Here is a 14,341-nt window from a genome sequence, read left to right as displayed (position 1 = left end):
CTATACTTGCACAAGTGTCTCCCACAATAGCCTGCCTCGCCTGCGGGGAAGGGGGACCACGCAGCGCGTGGTGAGAGGGGAGGAACGAATTGGATCAGCTCTACTATCGCGCAAAGCTATACGATCTCTATGGAGGCCTTCTGACGGGGAAGCAGAGGGAGTGCCTGCATTTACATATTGCAGAGGACTTCTCGCTCGCGGAGATCGGCGAGGAGCTCGGCATCACGCGGCAGGCGGCACATGACAATATCCGCCGTGCAGAGCGTGCACTGGCGGATATGGAGGAGACGCTGGGGCTCTTTGCTCGTCAACAGGAGCAGGAGCGGGCGATCGCCGCCGTCTGTGCGGAGCTGCGTGCGCTTCGCGAGCCGATTGGACGCGCGGATGTCCGCCGCATCGCGGACGAATTGGAACGATATACATCACAGAATGAGATATAAAGACTGTAGATAAAAGGAGGTGAGGAAATGCTCTTTGAGAATCTGTCCGACCGTCTGCAGGGGATATTCAAGAAGCTGCGCGGGCACGGCAAGCTGACCGAGGACGACGTGAACGATGCGATGCGCGAGGTGCGCATGGCGCTGCTGGAAGCGGACGTGAACTTCAAGGTCGTCAAGGACTTCGTGAGGCGTGTCAAGGAGCGGGCCGTCGGGCAGGAGGTGCTCGACACGCTCACGGCGGCACAGGCCGTTGTCAAGATCGTTGACGAGGAACTCACCGCACTGATGGGCGGGACGGAGAGCCGCCTCAACATCAGTCCGAACCCGCCGACTGTCATTATGCTCGTCGGCCTCCAAGGCTCGGGTAAGACCACATCGGCGGGCAAGCTCGCGCTCATGCTCAAGAAACAGGGCAAGCGTCCGCTGCTCGTTGCTGACGACATCTATCGTCCCGCTGCCATCAAGCAGCTTGAGGTCATTGGCGGCAAGGTCGATGTGCCCGTCTTTTCGCAGGGGCAGGAGGATGCCGTCGCCATTGCGCGTGCGGCAATCGCACATTCTTCCTCCCACGCCAACGACGTTGTCATCATTGATACGGCGGGGCGCCTGCAGATTGATGAGACGCTCATGCAGGAGCTGCGCGACATCAAGGCGGAAGTAAAGCCGCATGAAATCCTCCTCGTCGTGGATGCCATGACAGGACAGGAAGCAGTGAACGTCGCCGAGGCGTTTGACGCCTCGCTCGGCCTGGACGGCGTTATCATGACGAAGCTGGACGGCGATGCGCGCGGCGGCGCGGCGCTCTCCATCAAGGCGGTGACGGGCTGTCCCCTGAAATTCGTTGGTATGGGTGAAAAGCTCGAGCCGCTCGAGGTCTTCCACCCTGACCGCATGGCGTCGCGTATCCTTGGCATGGGCGACGTGCTCTCCCTCGTGGAGAAGGCACAGGAGAACTTCGATCTCGAGAACGCGAAGAAGATGGAGGAGAAACTCCGCCGCAACGACTTCACGCTCGATGATTTCCTCGACCAGATGCAGCAGGTTAAAAAGCTTGGTTCGCTCAGCAACATCCTCGGCATGATCCCGGGAATGGGCGCCCTGAAGAAGAAACTCGGCGATCAGGAGTTTGACCTCGATGGGAAAGAGATGCGCCGGCTTGAAGCGATCATCCGCGCGATGACGCCGAAGGAGCGCGCAGACATCACGATCATCAACGGCAGTCGGCGCAAGCGCATTGCCGCCGGCAGCGGGACGCGCGTGCAGGACGTCAACAAACTGCTCAAGCAGTTCGGCGAAATGCGCAAGATGATGAAGAAGATGAAGAAAATGAAGGGGAAGGGCGGGATGCCCGCCATGCCGTCCATGGGCGGCATGGGACTCCCCAAGATGCCGTTCTTTAGGTAGTGCGGCAGAGTCCAACGAAAGGTGGTGAAATTATGGCAGTCAAGATTCGTTTGAACCGTATGGGCGCGAAGAAGAATCCCTTCTATCGCATTGTAGTCGCTGATTCGCGTGCACCGCGCGACGGGCGATTCATCGAGATCCTTGGAAATTACGATCCGTCGAAGCAGCCCGCACTCGTCAATATCGACGAGGAGAAGGCGATCGATTGGATGAAGAAGGGCGCACAGCCGACAGACACCGTCAAGAACATTCTGAGCAAGAATGGCACGATGGCGAAGTTCGCTGAGGCAAAGCGTCAGAAGGACTGATGCGTGACGCGCGATTCGATGGGGGGATATCCTCTCCCGCAGAGGACTTCCCGTCGCGTGCGCACACGGCGATGAGGAGAGACGACGCGCATGAAAGAGATAGTCGAGGTTATTGCGAAATCCTTGGTAGATCATCCGGAAGCTGTCGTCGTTGACGAAACACAGGATGATCAGGAGATCATTTTAAGACTTCGTGTGGCGGAGGATGACATGGGAAAGGTCATCGGCAAACAGGGGCGGATCGCAAAGGCGCTTCGCAGTGTTGTCAAGGCCGCTGCCACGAAGGAGAATAAGCGGGCGACAGTCGAGATCGGCTGAGCCGGGCGGAGTGCCGATAAGGTGCACCCCTGTAAAACGGCGGCATATATTCCGTCGTTTTTTCATAAGGAGAGATTAGAGTGGATTCTATTTCAATCAAGGTACCCGTTACCGTTAAGGCGAAGCTGACGGAAAAATTGCGTGCGAAGATGCTCAAGGAGATGGAGGAAGGACTCAGCCGTGCGGAGCTCGAACTCCAGCAGCTTGGCATTCAGGAAAAGCGTGTGATGCAGGAAGCCGAGCAGGGCGAACTCACCCCGCAGGCAATCCAGAACATCAATAACATTCGTCAGGAGCGTCAGCGGCGCATGGACTACGTTGAGGAGACGCGCGCTCATCAGGAGGAATTGCAGAAGTTTGCCGAGGGAGCGGAGATTGTGCAGGGGACACTTGAACGTCAAGTCGAAGCCAAGGTCGGCGACGATATGCGTGAGCTGATGAACGTCGAGATTCTGGTGGAGGATGACAAGATTGTCGCAATCCGTTCCTGATGAGCGCATCGTCATCGGCCGCATCGGCGCACCGCACGGCGTGCGCGGCGATCTGCGCATTATCCCCCTGACGGATTTTCCCGAGCGCTTTGCACAGATGCGGGAGGTGATGGCAGGGGATGAGCTCCTTCATATCACTGCTGTCAAGCCGCAGGGGCGGAATATTCTCATGCATTTTCGGGAATATGATGTGCGTGAAACGGCACAGCGCCTCACGGGACGTGTGCTGACGGTGCCGCGTGCGGAAGCGGCACCGCTTGATGAGGGCGAGTATTATGTGTTCGACATCGTCGGCCTCACGGTGCGCGATGAGGATGGAAATGAACTCGGTACGGTGACGGATGTTCTGCGGACGGGCAGCAACGATGTCTATGCAGTACGGGATGCCGAGGGGCACGAACTCCTTGTACCCGCACTGCGTACCGTGGTGCAGAACATTGACACAGCGGGCGGCTGTATGACCGTGCGCCTGCCGGAATAGCGGACGGAGATGATCTCTGTCCGCGTTTTCTTTGCGCAAATTTCTGTGTCATGCTATAATAGTAAGAACTATGGGAGTACTGATACATTCAGCGATTTCCTAGGTCGCTATTTTTTTCATAAGGGGACGAACTATGCTCACGTGTGTTACGCATTCACCGGAAGAGACAGCGCATTTAGCGGGGACAATCGGCAAAATCATCCGTGAGGGGACGGTCATCTGCCTCGATGGAGAACTCGGCGTAGGCAAGACCCTCTTTGTGCGGGCTCTCGCCCGCACCCTCGGCGTGGAGAGCGATGTGACCAGCCCTACCTTCAACCTTATGAACATCTATGAGGCGGCGTGCCCGATCGTGCACTTTGATCTCTATCGTATCGCTTCCGAGGAGGAGTTGGAGGATATCGGCTTCTTTGAATATGCAGAGGCGACGGAGGGAATTGTGCTGATCGAGTGGGCAGAGAAGTTTCCCAATGCCATCCCCGCAGATCATCTCTCGGTACGGATTGATGCACTCGATGCTGAGAAGCGGAAGTTTACCTTTATTGCCGCTGGGGAAAAGAGCGAGGCACTCTTGGAGGAGTTGAAACGCATTGTTGATCGTGAGCCTTGATACGTCCTCGCAGGTATCGAGCGTGGCGGTGCTCTCTGAGGAGCGTGTCGCCGCCGAGGTGAGTATGCAGGGCGCATTGACGCACTCCGAGACACTCATGCCGCATATCAAGATGGCTCTGCAGATGGCGCGTGCCAAGAAAACGGAACTCGATGGGATTGCCGTCAGTATCGGGCCGGGGTCCTTCACGGGGCTGCGCATTGGTCTTGCGGCGGCAAAGATGATGGCGTACGCACTGAACATCCCCATGATCTGCGTGCCGACACTGGAGGCGCTCGCCTGTCACTATATGGGTTCTGTAGGGCTGCGCATTCTCCCGATGATGGATGCACAGAAAGGAAATGTCTACGTGCAGGAATTCAGGTGGTGTCCCGAGGGGGAAGGCGTGCGCCTTTCTGAGGAGCATTCACTCTCCATCCTGCCGCTGACCGAGGTGCTCGACGCACTCGCGGGAACGGAGCTGCCCGCCGTTTTGCTTGGCGATGCCACGCGGCGGAACGATTTCCCTGCGCTTCCTGCCAATGTCGGGATTGCTCCCCTGCATCTGCGCATGCCGCGTGCGGCGTGTGTAGGACTGGCGGGTCTTGCGCGGCTGCAGCGGGGGGAGACGGACGACCCCGTGACAGCGGTACCGCTCTATCTGCGACGCAGTGAGGCAGAGGTGCTGTGGGAGCAGCGGCATGGCGGAGCGGCGGCATCATGATCTCCTTTCGTCCGCTTGCTCCGGAGGATGCGGACGCCGTGGCGTGCATTGAGCGAGAGAGCTTTCCGACACCGTGGTCACGCGAGGATTTTTGGCGCGAGGCGTCGAATGACTTTGCCTGCTATATCGTTGCGCTTGAGGGCACGGCAGTGATCGGCTTTGCCGGCTGCTGGATCTCCTTTGAGGAAGCACAGGTCACGAATATCGCGCTGACAGCGATGCAGCGAGGCAGGGGCTATGGGCGTCTGCTCATGTGCGCGTTGATGCGCGCGGCAGCGGAGCGCGGCGTCGAGCGTATGACCCTCGAGGTGCGCCCGTCGAATCTGCCCGCCCGCCGCCTTTATGAGCGGCTGGGATTCGTGGAGATCGGTATCCGCAAGGGGTACTATCAGGACAACAACGAAGATGCCATTCTCATGTGGAATACGAAATTAAGGGATACACTGTCTGATGAAAGATGTGCAAGAGAGACTGACGCTCGGGATTGAGACAAGCTGCGATGAGACGTCGGCAGCCGTACTTCGTGGGACACGCGAACTCCTGTCCTGCGTGATTTCAACGCAGATACCGATTCATCAGAAATACGGCGGCGTCGTTCCTGAGATTGCTTCGCGCAACCATATCCTGAGCATTCTGCCCGTCGTCCAGCAGGCACTCGACGAGGCGAAAGCGGAGCTTGCGGCGATGGATCAGATCGCTGTCACGTATGGCCCTGGACTCGTGGGGGCGCTGCTTGTTGGTGTGTCGGCGGCAAAGGCGTTGGCGTTTTCGCTCGACGTGCCGCTCATCGGTGTGAATCATCTTGAGGGGCATATCTTTGCGAATTTCATCGAGACCCCCGATCTCACGCCGCCCTTTATCGCGCTTGTCGTCTCGGGCGGGCATACGGCACTCGTCGATGTGGCGAACTATGAGACGTTCCGTCTGATGGGCAGTACGCGTGATGATGCGGCAGGCGAGGCGTTTGATAAGGTCGCGCGCGTGCTCGGCCTTCCCTATCCGGGCGGCCCTGAGATCGATCGACTCGCACGTGCGGGGGATCCGCAGGCGATTGACTTTCCGCGTGCGCTCGCGCAGGAGGGCAACTATGAGTTCAGCTTCAGCGGTCTGAAATCCGCCGTGTTGAACTACATCAACGGTCAGCGCATGAAGGGACGGGAACTCCGCGCGGCAGATATTGCGGCATCGTTTCAGGCCGCCGTCACTGAGGTGCTCGTTCACAAGGCATTCGAGGCGATTCATGCGGCGGGGCGGGATACCCTCGTCCTTGCCGGCGGCGTTGCGGCAAATGCCGCCCTCGAGCAGCAGCTCCGTATGAGGGCAGAGCAGGAGGGCATCCGCTATCTCTATCCTTCGCTGCGCCTCTGCACGGATAACGCCGCCATGATTGCCTGCCGCGGTGCCTATCAGGCGGCGGCAGGCAAGTACAGCGATCTCTATCTGAATGCTGTGCCGGGACTGGATTTTACTTGAATTTGTGAGAGCTGATGTGCCATGGTGCATCGGCTCTTTTTATTTGTCCATAGCCCTTCATGACAAAGGGCAAGGTCTTTTCATTGCAATGATGAATCCCATTCGTTATAATGAGGCCTGTCAGGGGGCGAGAGGGGGCGGTCACATGGAACTGACGGCACGTATGCGGACGATACTGTCTCTGCTTCTTGCCGCATACGGCTATGTGACTGCCGAACATATCGCCGCAGAGCTCGGTGTCAGCGCGCGCACTGTGACGCGCGAGATGCACGGGATCGAGACGGCACTGAAGTCCTATGGCGTGATGCTCCTTCGGCGCACGGGGGCGGGATTCATGCTCTGTGGGGATGCCGCAGCGCTTGGACATCTGCGCACGGAGCTCTCTTTGGCGGATGTGCACAGCACACTGACGCCCGATCAACGGCATTCCATCCTGATCGCGCGTCTACTCATGGCGGACGAGCCGCTCAAGTTATTTGCTCTGGCGCATCTTCTGCATGTGACTGACAGTACCGTCAGTCACGATCTCGATCGCCTGCAGCCGTGGCTCGCCGCACAGCAGATCACGCTCGTGCGCCGTCCCGGACTCGGCGTCTACGTCGAAGGGGCGGAGCGGGATATCCGCCGCGCACTGGTTCGCATCATCCATGACTATGTGGATGAAAAGGAACTCCTTGCCCTCATCGGAGACGATGCGGCTGATGAGGGAACGGCATATGCGGCAGATCGAGCCCTGCTCGGCCTCGTTGATCCCGCACAGATCCGCCGCATTGATGACGCTGTTGCAGCGGAGACGCAGAATCGGCATATCCCAGACAGTGCACGCGTCGGACTTGTTGTCCACCTCGCGCTCGCCGTGCGGCGGCTGCAGCAGGGCGATACGATTGCGATGGATGCGGGGACGCTGGAGGAGCTGCAGGATACCGAAGAATTTTCAGTGGCAGAGACGATTGCGGTGCGGATGGGGGAGGTATTCTCCATTTCCATCCCCGCAGCGGAGATCGGCTATATCACCATGCATCTGCTCGGTGCGCGCGGCATGACCCTCCCCTCGGGGGGCGGGCGCGTGGATAATTTCCGGTTGGTGCAGATCGCGCAGTCGATCATGCGGCGCGCCTCTGAAAAGAGCGGCGCGCCGCTCATGCGCAGCCGTGCGCTGCTCACGGGGCTCGTGAATCACCTTGCTCCGGCACTGCATCGTCTGAAACTCCACATGGATATCCGCAATCCTCTGCTCGCGCAGATGGAGGAAGAACATCCGGAGCTCATGGAGATCGCACGGCATGCGATTCCCATGATGGAGGAGGAGGCAGGGATGCCGGTACCCGATGATGAGGTTGCCTATATTGCAATTCACATCGGTGCGGCACTGACGGAGGCGGGCGGGGATCACCCCGCCGCACGTGTTCTGGTCGCCTGTCCGACAGGGCTTGGGACGAGCCGCCTGCTTGCGAGCCGTCTGCGCCGATCTTACGAGCGGATTCGTGTGGTCGGCGTCGTCTCCTCGCTTGCCCTTACTGCGCAGGAGATCCTGCGGCGTTCAGCGGACTTCGTGGTCTCCACGGTGCCGCTTTCGCCGCTTCCTGTTCCGGTCGTTGTTGTCAGTGTATTTTTGACGGCAGCAGATCGGGCACAGATCGATGCCGTCCTTGCCGGCTGCAGCGTACATCATGCGGAGGTGCCGGCGGATCCCGCGCCGCTGCCGTTCCCTGCAGTGATGGCAGAGATTCATCGCCGCAGCGGATTGATCTGCGATCTGCTCACAGACTTTCACCTGCAGGAAAATGTATCGGCGGCGTCCATTGAGCAGCTTGCCAATGCGGCGGCGCATCTTCTCCTCGCAGAGGATGCGGCGGCGAAAGATTTTGCCGACGAACTCCTGCGGCGGGAGCGCATCGCTCCGACGTGGGCTGCGCCGCAGATGATTCTTCTCCATGGGTATTTTGCACGGCAGGAGAGAGCGCGCTTCGGCGTTATGCATCTTGAGCATCCGCTCCCTTACGGAGGGGGTGCCGTACAGACCGCATTGGTCATGCTCGTGCCGGCGGGAGAGACGGAGATGGAACGGCAGATACTTGGGCATGTTGCAGCACAGATTGCAGACCGCCCGACGTTTGCCGATATCCTCGCGCGCGGGGATGCGGCAGGGATACGCCGCGAGCTCGAATACGTTTTGGAAGAGCATTTTCGGGAACATCTCGAACAACTCTTGTAAAGAATCACTGATAAATTCAGTGATTCAACAAATAACGGGGCTGAAATGCTCCATATCGTTCTGCTTTTACAAAGGGGGATTTTTATGAGTCAGCAAGGCGGAGGGGCACAGGAGGCCATGCAGAAGTTTGGACGCTTCCTGTCCGGCATGGTGATGCCGAACATTGGCGCATTTATCGCATGGGGCTTTCTAACGGCACTCTTTATTCCGACGGGCTGGATGCCGAACGAGTATCTGGCACAGGTCGGCGCACCGATGAGCAAGTGGCTCATCCCGCTGCTGATCGGCTACAGCGGCGGTGCAGCAGTCTACGGACACCGCGGCGGCGTCATGGCAGCGATTGCCACATCGGGCATCATCGCGGGCTCGGAGATTCCGATGTTCCTCGGCGCCATGATTATGGGACCTCTGGGCGGCTATCTGATCAAGAAGTTTGACAATGCCGTACGTGACAGCATCCCGGGCGGATTCGAGATGCTCGTCAACAACTTCTCGCTCGGCATCTTCGGCGGCATCCTCGCAATGATCGCCTTTGCTGTAGTCGGCCCAGTGGTCAGCGGCGCAAACAACATCCTGCGCAGCGGCGTGGAGGCGATTGTCGCGGCAGGACTTCTGCCGCTGGCATCCATCATCATTGAGCCCGCAAAGGTGCTCTTCCTCAACAATGCACTGAATCATGGCGTGCTCAGCCCGCTCGGTATTCAGCAGGCACAGGAATACGGCAAGTCCATGTTCTTCCTGCTCGAGGCGAACCCCGGGCCCGGCTTTGGTATTCTGCTTGCCTACTGGATGTTCGGCAAGGGCATGGCTAAGTCGTCCTCGCCGGGAGCCATGATTATCCACGTACTCGGCGGTATTCACGAGATTTACTTCCCGTACATCCTTATGAAGCCGATCCTCATCATCGCTGCGATTGCGGGCGGCATGTCCGGCGTCTTTACGCTTGGCCTCCTCGGCGGCGGTCTGATTGCTCCGTCCTCTCCGGGCTCGATCTTCGCGATTATCGCGATGACCCCGAACACCTCGGCACTTGTTGCAAATCTTTCGGCATTTGCCGTAGCGACGGCGGTATCCTGCGCGGTTGCTTCTGTCTTTATCAAGATGTCGAAGGACGTCGAAGATGAATCGCTGGAGTCGGCGCGTGAGGACATGGCAGAGCGCAAGAATCGCGGCAAGGAGCTGCCCGCAGAGAAGAAGGTTGCGGGCAAGGATCTGAAGGTCATCGTCTACGCCTGCGATGCGGGCATGGGCTCGTCAGCACTCGGTGCGGCAGCACTGCGCAAGAAACTCAAGAAGGACGGCTATAAGGATATCTCTGTGACGAACTGCGCCATCGGTGCAATCCCGCAGGAAGCACAGCTGGTCATCTCGCATGAAAAACTCGCAGAGCGTGCCCTTGCGGATTCGCCGCAGGCAGAGCATATCTGGGTGCGCGACTTTACGCAGAACAACGTCTATGAGATCGTTACGGCTCGCCTGAAAGAGGCGGCAGTGGAGACCTCTGCACCGGCCTCCGACGCACGGGAAGAGACAGCAGAGACGGTGAGCGCAGATGTTCTGCGTCAGGAAAACGTGAAGATCGGACTCCCGTCGGTCAGCCGTGAGGAAGCGATTACGGCGGCAGGCAAGATACTCGTTGCGAGCGGCTACGTCGATGAGGGCTATGTACAGGGCATGCTCAACCGCGAGCATGATCTTTCCACCTACATTGGCAAGGGCATTGCCATCCCGCACGGAGAAAACGCAGTCAAGGATACGATCAAGAAGACGGGCATTGTCGTCTGTCAGTATCCCGACGGTGTGAAGTTCGGCGATGAGACGGCATATCTTGTGATCGGAATCGCGGGCGTCGGCAACGATCATCTTGCGATCCTCGCCAATATCGCAACGATGGTTGGCGACTACACGGATGAGCAGCTCGAGCAGCTCTTCAAGACGGAGAGCGCCGATGAACTCTATCACGTCTTTACGAAAGCGGATTGAAAGGACATGACCATGAAACAGGCAATCCATTTCGGCGGCGGCAACATTGGCCGCGGCTTTATCGGGGAACTGCTCGTGCGCTCGGGCTATGAGGTCACCTTTGTCGATGTGGCGGAGGCGCTGGTGGATGAGATCAATGCACGCCGTTCCTACGATATCGAGGTGGTCGGCGATACGCCGAAAAAAATCCACGTCGAGCATGTCAAGGCGATCAACAGCAACAAAGATCTTGAGGCACTGCTCGATGCGTTCGTCACGGCGGACATTGTCACCACGGCGATCGGGCCGAATATCCTGAAATTCATTGCGCCGAACATTGCCAAGGGGATTGTGCGGCGACTTGAAAAGACGGATGCACCGCTGAACATTATCGCGTGTGAGAATATGGTCGGCGGCTCGACGGTGCTGAAGAACTTTGTCTATGAGCATCTCGCTGACGATATCAAGGAGAAAGCTGCGCGCTGCATCGGATTCCCTGACGCGGCGGTTGACCGCATCGTGCCGATTCAGCACAACGAGGATCCGCTGCTCGTCAAGGTTGAGCCGTTCTGCGAGTGGGATGTTGACCGCACGGGTGTCGTCGGTGCAGAGCCGCAGATCGAGGGGCTGACGTGGGTCGATAACCTCGAAGCCTACATTGAGCGCAAGCTGTTCTCCGTCAATACGGGACATGCTTCCATTGCCTACATGGCATATTTGAAAGGCATCGAGGATATCGCCTCGGCGATGCAGGACGAGGAGATTGTCGCGTTTGTCCGCCGCGTCTGGGCGGAGACGAGTGAACTCCTGATCGAGAAATACGGCTTTGACCGTGAAACGCATGCAGAATACATCCGTACGGCAGAGTCGCGGTTCAAGAATCCGCATCTCTCCGATGCTGTGACGCGCGTCGCACGCGGGCCGAAGCGTAAGCTCGGCGCGAAGGATCGCCTCGTCTCGCCCGCCAATCAGCTTGTCGCACGCGGGAAAAAACCCGAGGCGCTTGCGACGGTCATTGCCGCTGCCCTCCATTTTGACTACGCGGAGGATCCTGAGGCGGTCGAGGTGCAGACGTATCTCAAGGAGCACGGCTTCGAGAAGGCGCTCACGCACTTCACGGAGATTCCGGCAGGCTCGGAGCTGTTCAAGTTCGTTACAGAGAAGAATGCAGCGCTGAAAAAGTAAATTCCAAGGAGGGGCTGTTGCATGAAGTTGCAAACTTCGTGCAACAGCCCCTCCTTTGTGCCCCTTCCACCGCTTGCGCGGTCCCCCTTCCCCGTGATAACGGGGAAGGCTTAGGATAACGGCATATTAGGATGGGGGGATATGCAACACCCCCTTTCTCATAGGGATGACGGTACAATCGACGTATCGTCATCCTTTTTTATATCCTGATTCCTGTGTTATAATGAAAGAAGTACTTCTTTTGTGATAGGGAGGATTTACATGAATTACCGTAAATTAGGGAATCTCACGGTCTCATCCGTTGGGCTTGGCTGTATGGGGATGAGCCAGAGCTATGGTGCGCCCGCCGACAAGAAGGAGATGCGTGAGCTGATCGCCGCTGCCGTGGATATGGGCATCACGTTCTTTGACACGGCGGAGGTATACGGTACGCCCGATGATCCACATGACAACGAGCGGTTGGTCGGCGCAGCTCTTGCGCCATATCGGGATAAGGTCGTCCTCGCGACGAAGTTCGGGATCCATTTCGATATGAGCCTGCTGAAAGAGGGCAAAAGCCCCATCGTCCCCGACGCACGGCCTGCGGTGATCCGCGCATCAGTGGATGCCTCTCTGCAGCGGCTTGGGACAGATCACATCGACCTCTTCTATCAGCATCGCGTCGATCCAAAGATTCCTGCTGAGGAGGTCGCGGGTGTGATGGCAGAGCTGATAAAGGAAGGAAAAATTCTTCACTGGGGGATCTCGGAGGCCTCGGAGGAGGATATTCGCCGTGCGCACGCCGTTTGTCCACTGACTGCCGTGCAGAATCGTTACTCCATGATGGCGCGCACGCATGAGCGGATTTTCCCCGTTCTCGAGGAACTGGGAATCGGCTTTGTCGCGTTTTCGCCCTTTGCCAACGGCGTGCTGACCGGTGCGTATGACAGGACGTCGGTCTTTGCAGAGGGGGATATGCGTGCGCGTATGCCCCAGTTCAGCGCAGCGGCGATGGCGGAGAATGCAGAGCTTCTCGCTCTCCTGCGTACGCTCGCGGAGGAAAAGGGGGCGACGAGCGGACAGATTGCGCTCGCGTGGATGCTCTGCAAAAAGCCATACATTGTGCCGATCCCAGGAACGCGCAAGCGTGCGCGGCTGACGGAGAATGCAGGAGCCGCCGATATCCAGCTTTCGGCAGGGGATGTTGCTGCCATTGATGCGGAGCTTGATCGAATGCCAATGTCTGCCGTCTTTGGAGAAGTGCGTATGAAAAAATAAGGAAGCATAAAGAAGATCACACATGTGTGATAAATATTATATATCGTTGAAAATGAGAAGAAGTATTCGGAACGTGACGAGAAACGTTCAGATATTTCTTTTTCTTCAATAATCACGCGATATGAACTGAATTCATTTTTGAAATAGTCTACACACATAAAAATATTTTATACAAAAAAGTATTTCATATTCTATTCAGATACGTGTTAAAATAAATCAAAGTTATGGAAGGAATGAATATGGTTGAAATCTCCTTTAATCAAGTCAGTCACAGCTTCGGATCCCATGAAATCCTGCGGCAGCTGACATGTTCCTTTCATGGCGGCGTCATTACCTCCGTTGCGGGGGGGAACGGGAGCGGCAAATCGACGCTGCTCCGTCTCGCAGGCCGTCTGATCCTTCCAACGAAAGGGAAGGTTGAGACGGCACTGGACGGCAAGTCGATCTGCGGAGCGGACTATCGCCGCATTCTCGCGATGGCGACACCCGAGATGGAGCTGTATACCCGCCTTTCCGTCCGTGAGAATCTGACCTTCTTTCTCTCTGCACGCGGGATCTGCATGGCGGATGGATTGCTGGAGGAACTCTTGGAGCGTGTGGGACTGCCGTCCGAGGTGCTGCCGCGCATGGCGGGGGAACTCTCGACGGGCATGCGTCAGCGTGTACGTCTTGCCGTTCTCCTCGGAGCAGACGCCCCCGTCTGGCTCCTCGATGAGCCGGGGCTTGCCCTCGATGTGCATGGACGGGAGCTGCTCACCGCGGAGACGCGGCGTGCGGCAGAGCGTGGGCGGCTCATTCTGTGGGCGACAAACGAACCGGAGGAAAGGAAGGCGGCAGATGCGTGCATCGATCTTACCGATAGTTCTGCACGTTGCTGCTAAAGAACTGCGTGACGGCGTACGCCACCGTGCGGGTTATGTCACGATGGGGATGTTCGCACTCACGGTTATTGCGTTCATGAGTATGTCGCTCGCGTGGGGGACGATGGATGTCCGCCTTGCCGCAGCGCTGTTCTGGATTGTCCTGTTCTTTGCAGCGACGCTGCAGGGAGAACGGCTTTTTGCCGAGGAGGAGGCCGCGGGAACACTGCTTTTTCTTCGGATCTACGTTCCGGCACAGGCCGTGCTCTTCGGCAAGATGGCAGCACATCTCGTCACACTCATCGTGCTCGCTGTCATTACCTTGCCCCTTGTGATCATTTTGATGGATGCACCGCTCGTCCTCAATGCCGTTTTTCTCGGGACACTGCTTCTGGGACTTTGTGGTATGGCAGCGGCCGATACGCTCCTCGCGGCGGTCGCCGCAGGAGCGAGCGTACGCGGCGGGCTCGTTCCCGTGCTCCTGCTTCCGTCGATGCTGCCGATTCTCCTGCCTGCGATCTCTCTCTCGGCGGGTGGAGGAGAGCCGGCGCTCCTTGGCGGTATGGCCCTCTACGATATGATGCTCGCAGTGGGAGCATCGATACTGTTTGATTCTCTCTGGATCGAGAGTTAG

At 57.9% G+C, this 14,341-nt stretch carries 16 protein-coding genes; all 16 read left to right on the top strand.

Annotation, left to right across the window (positions count from 1 at the left end):
• Positions 1–89 precede the first annotated feature (89 nt).
• The 16 genes from ylxM (at position 90) to HMPREF9166_RS03400 (ending at position 14,341) form a co-directional block, all read left to right on the top strand.
• Positions 90–440 carry a YlxM family DNA-binding protein gene (gene ylxM, locus HMPREF9166_RS03475; RefSeq protein ID WP_009442674.1) on the top strand — a complete coding sequence of 117 codons (351 nt, stop codon included), beginning with the start codon at positions 90–92 and terminating at the stop codon, positions 438–440.
• A gap of 27 nt (positions 441–467) precedes the next feature.
• Entirely contained in the window at positions 468–1,844 is a 1,377-nt protein-coding gene (ffh, locus tag HMPREF9166_RS03470; RefSeq protein ID WP_009442673.1) for a signal recognition particle protein, read from the top strand.
• 32 nt (positions 1,845–1,876) lie between these two features.
• Positions 1,877–2,152: a 30S ribosomal protein S16 gene (gene rpsP, locus HMPREF9166_RS03465; RefSeq protein ID WP_006691291.1), complete on the top strand. Its 276-nt coding sequence runs from the start codon at positions 1,877–1,879 to the stop codon at positions 2,150–2,152.
• A 90-nt stretch (positions 2,153–2,242) separates the two neighbouring features.
• Positions 2,243–2,470: a KH domain-containing protein gene (locus tag HMPREF9166_RS03460; protein WP_006306836.1), complete on the top strand. Its 228-nt coding sequence runs from the start codon at positions 2,243–2,245 to the stop codon at positions 2,468–2,470.
• 80 nt (positions 2,471–2,550) lie between these two features.
• The gene (locus HMPREF9166_RS03455) at positions 2,551–2,961 is read left to right on the top strand and encodes a YlqD family protein (RefSeq protein WP_006691290.1); all 411 of its coding nucleotides are present in this window, start codon (positions 2,551–2,553) and stop codon (positions 2,959–2,961) included.
• A complete protein-coding gene (gene rimM, locus HMPREF9166_RS03450) occupies positions 2,933–3,442 on the top strand; it encodes a ribosome maturation factor RimM (RefSeq protein WP_006691288.1) in 510 nt (169 codons plus the stop codon). The genes HMPREF9166_RS03455 and rimM overlap by 29 nt, the downstream gene beginning before the upstream one ends.
• A 133-nt stretch (positions 3,443–3,575) precedes the next feature.
• On the top strand, positions 3,576–4,052 hold the full coding sequence (tsaE, locus tag HMPREF9166_RS03445; protein WP_006691286.1) for a tRNA (adenosine(37)-N6)-threonylcarbamoyltransferase complex ATPase subunit type 1 TsaE: 477 nt from the start codon (positions 3,576–3,578) through the stop codon (positions 4,050–4,052).
• Positions 4,033–4,755, top strand: coding sequence for a tRNA (adenosine(37)-N6)-threonylcarbamoyltransferase complex dimerization subunit type 1 TsaB (tsaB, locus tag HMPREF9166_RS03440; protein WP_039980944.1), 723 nt, complete (start codon positions 4,033–4,035; stop codon positions 4,753–4,755). The genes tsaE and tsaB overlap by 20 nt, the downstream gene beginning before the upstream one ends.
• Positions 4,752–5,243: a ribosomal protein S18-alanine N-acetyltransferase gene (gene rimI, locus HMPREF9166_RS03435; protein WP_039981577.1), complete on the top strand. Its 492-nt coding sequence runs from the start codon at positions 4,752–4,754 to the stop codon at positions 5,241–5,243. The genes tsaB and rimI overlap by 4 nt, the downstream gene beginning before the upstream one ends.
• A complete protein-coding gene (gene tsaD / locus HMPREF9166_RS03430) occupies positions 5,206–6,228 on the top strand; it encodes a tRNA (adenosine(37)-N6)-threonylcarbamoyltransferase complex transferase subunit TsaD (protein WP_039980942.1) in 1,023 nt (340 codons plus the stop codon). Before rimI ends, tsaD begins: the two co-directional genes overlap by 38 nt.
• A 145-nt stretch (positions 6,229–6,373) precedes the next feature.
• Positions 6,374–8,443, top strand: coding sequence for a transcription antiterminator (locus tag HMPREF9166_RS03425; protein WP_039980940.1), 2,070 nt, complete (start codon positions 6,374–6,376; stop codon positions 8,441–8,443).
• A gap of 84 nt (positions 8,444–8,527) precedes the next feature.
• Complete coding sequence (locus HMPREF9166_RS03420) at positions 8,528–10,426, top strand: PTS mannitol transporter subunit IICBA (protein WP_039980938.1); 1,899 nt, start codon at positions 8,528–8,530, stop codon at positions 10,424–10,426.
• A 12-nt stretch (positions 10,427–10,438) separates the two neighbouring features.
• Positions 10,439–11,590: a mannitol-1-phosphate 5-dehydrogenase gene (locus HMPREF9166_RS03415; protein ID WP_039980936.1), complete on the top strand. Its 1,152-nt coding sequence runs from the start codon at positions 10,439–10,441 to the stop codon at positions 11,588–11,590.
• A gap of 261 nt (positions 11,591–11,851) precedes the next feature.
• Positions 11,852–12,847, top strand: a complete 996-nt coding sequence (locus HMPREF9166_RS03410) for an aldo/keto reductase (protein WP_009442666.1) — start codon at positions 11,852–11,854, stop codon at positions 12,845–12,847.
• A 239-nt stretch (positions 12,848–13,086) separates the two neighbouring features.
• On the top strand, positions 13,087–13,728 hold the full coding sequence (locus HMPREF9166_RS03405) for an ATP-binding cassette domain-containing protein (RefSeq protein ID WP_039980934.1): 642 nt from the start codon (positions 13,087–13,089) through the stop codon (positions 13,726–13,728).
• Positions 13,685–14,341 carry a heme exporter protein CcmB gene (locus HMPREF9166_RS03400; RefSeq protein ID WP_039980932.1) on the top strand — a complete coding sequence of 219 codons (657 nt, stop codon included), beginning with the start codon at positions 13,685–13,687 and terminating at the stop codon, positions 14,339–14,341. Before HMPREF9166_RS03405 ends, HMPREF9166_RS03400 begins: the two co-directional genes overlap by 44 nt.

This window comes from Selenomonas sp. oral taxon 149 str. 67H29BP (assembly GCF_000146365.1).
GTDB lineage: Bacteria > Bacillota > Negativicutes > Selenomonadales > Selenomonadaceae > Centipeda > Centipeda felix.
Note: the sequence above shows the minus strand (reverse complement) of the source record. Positions and strands in the feature narration are given on the sequence as shown.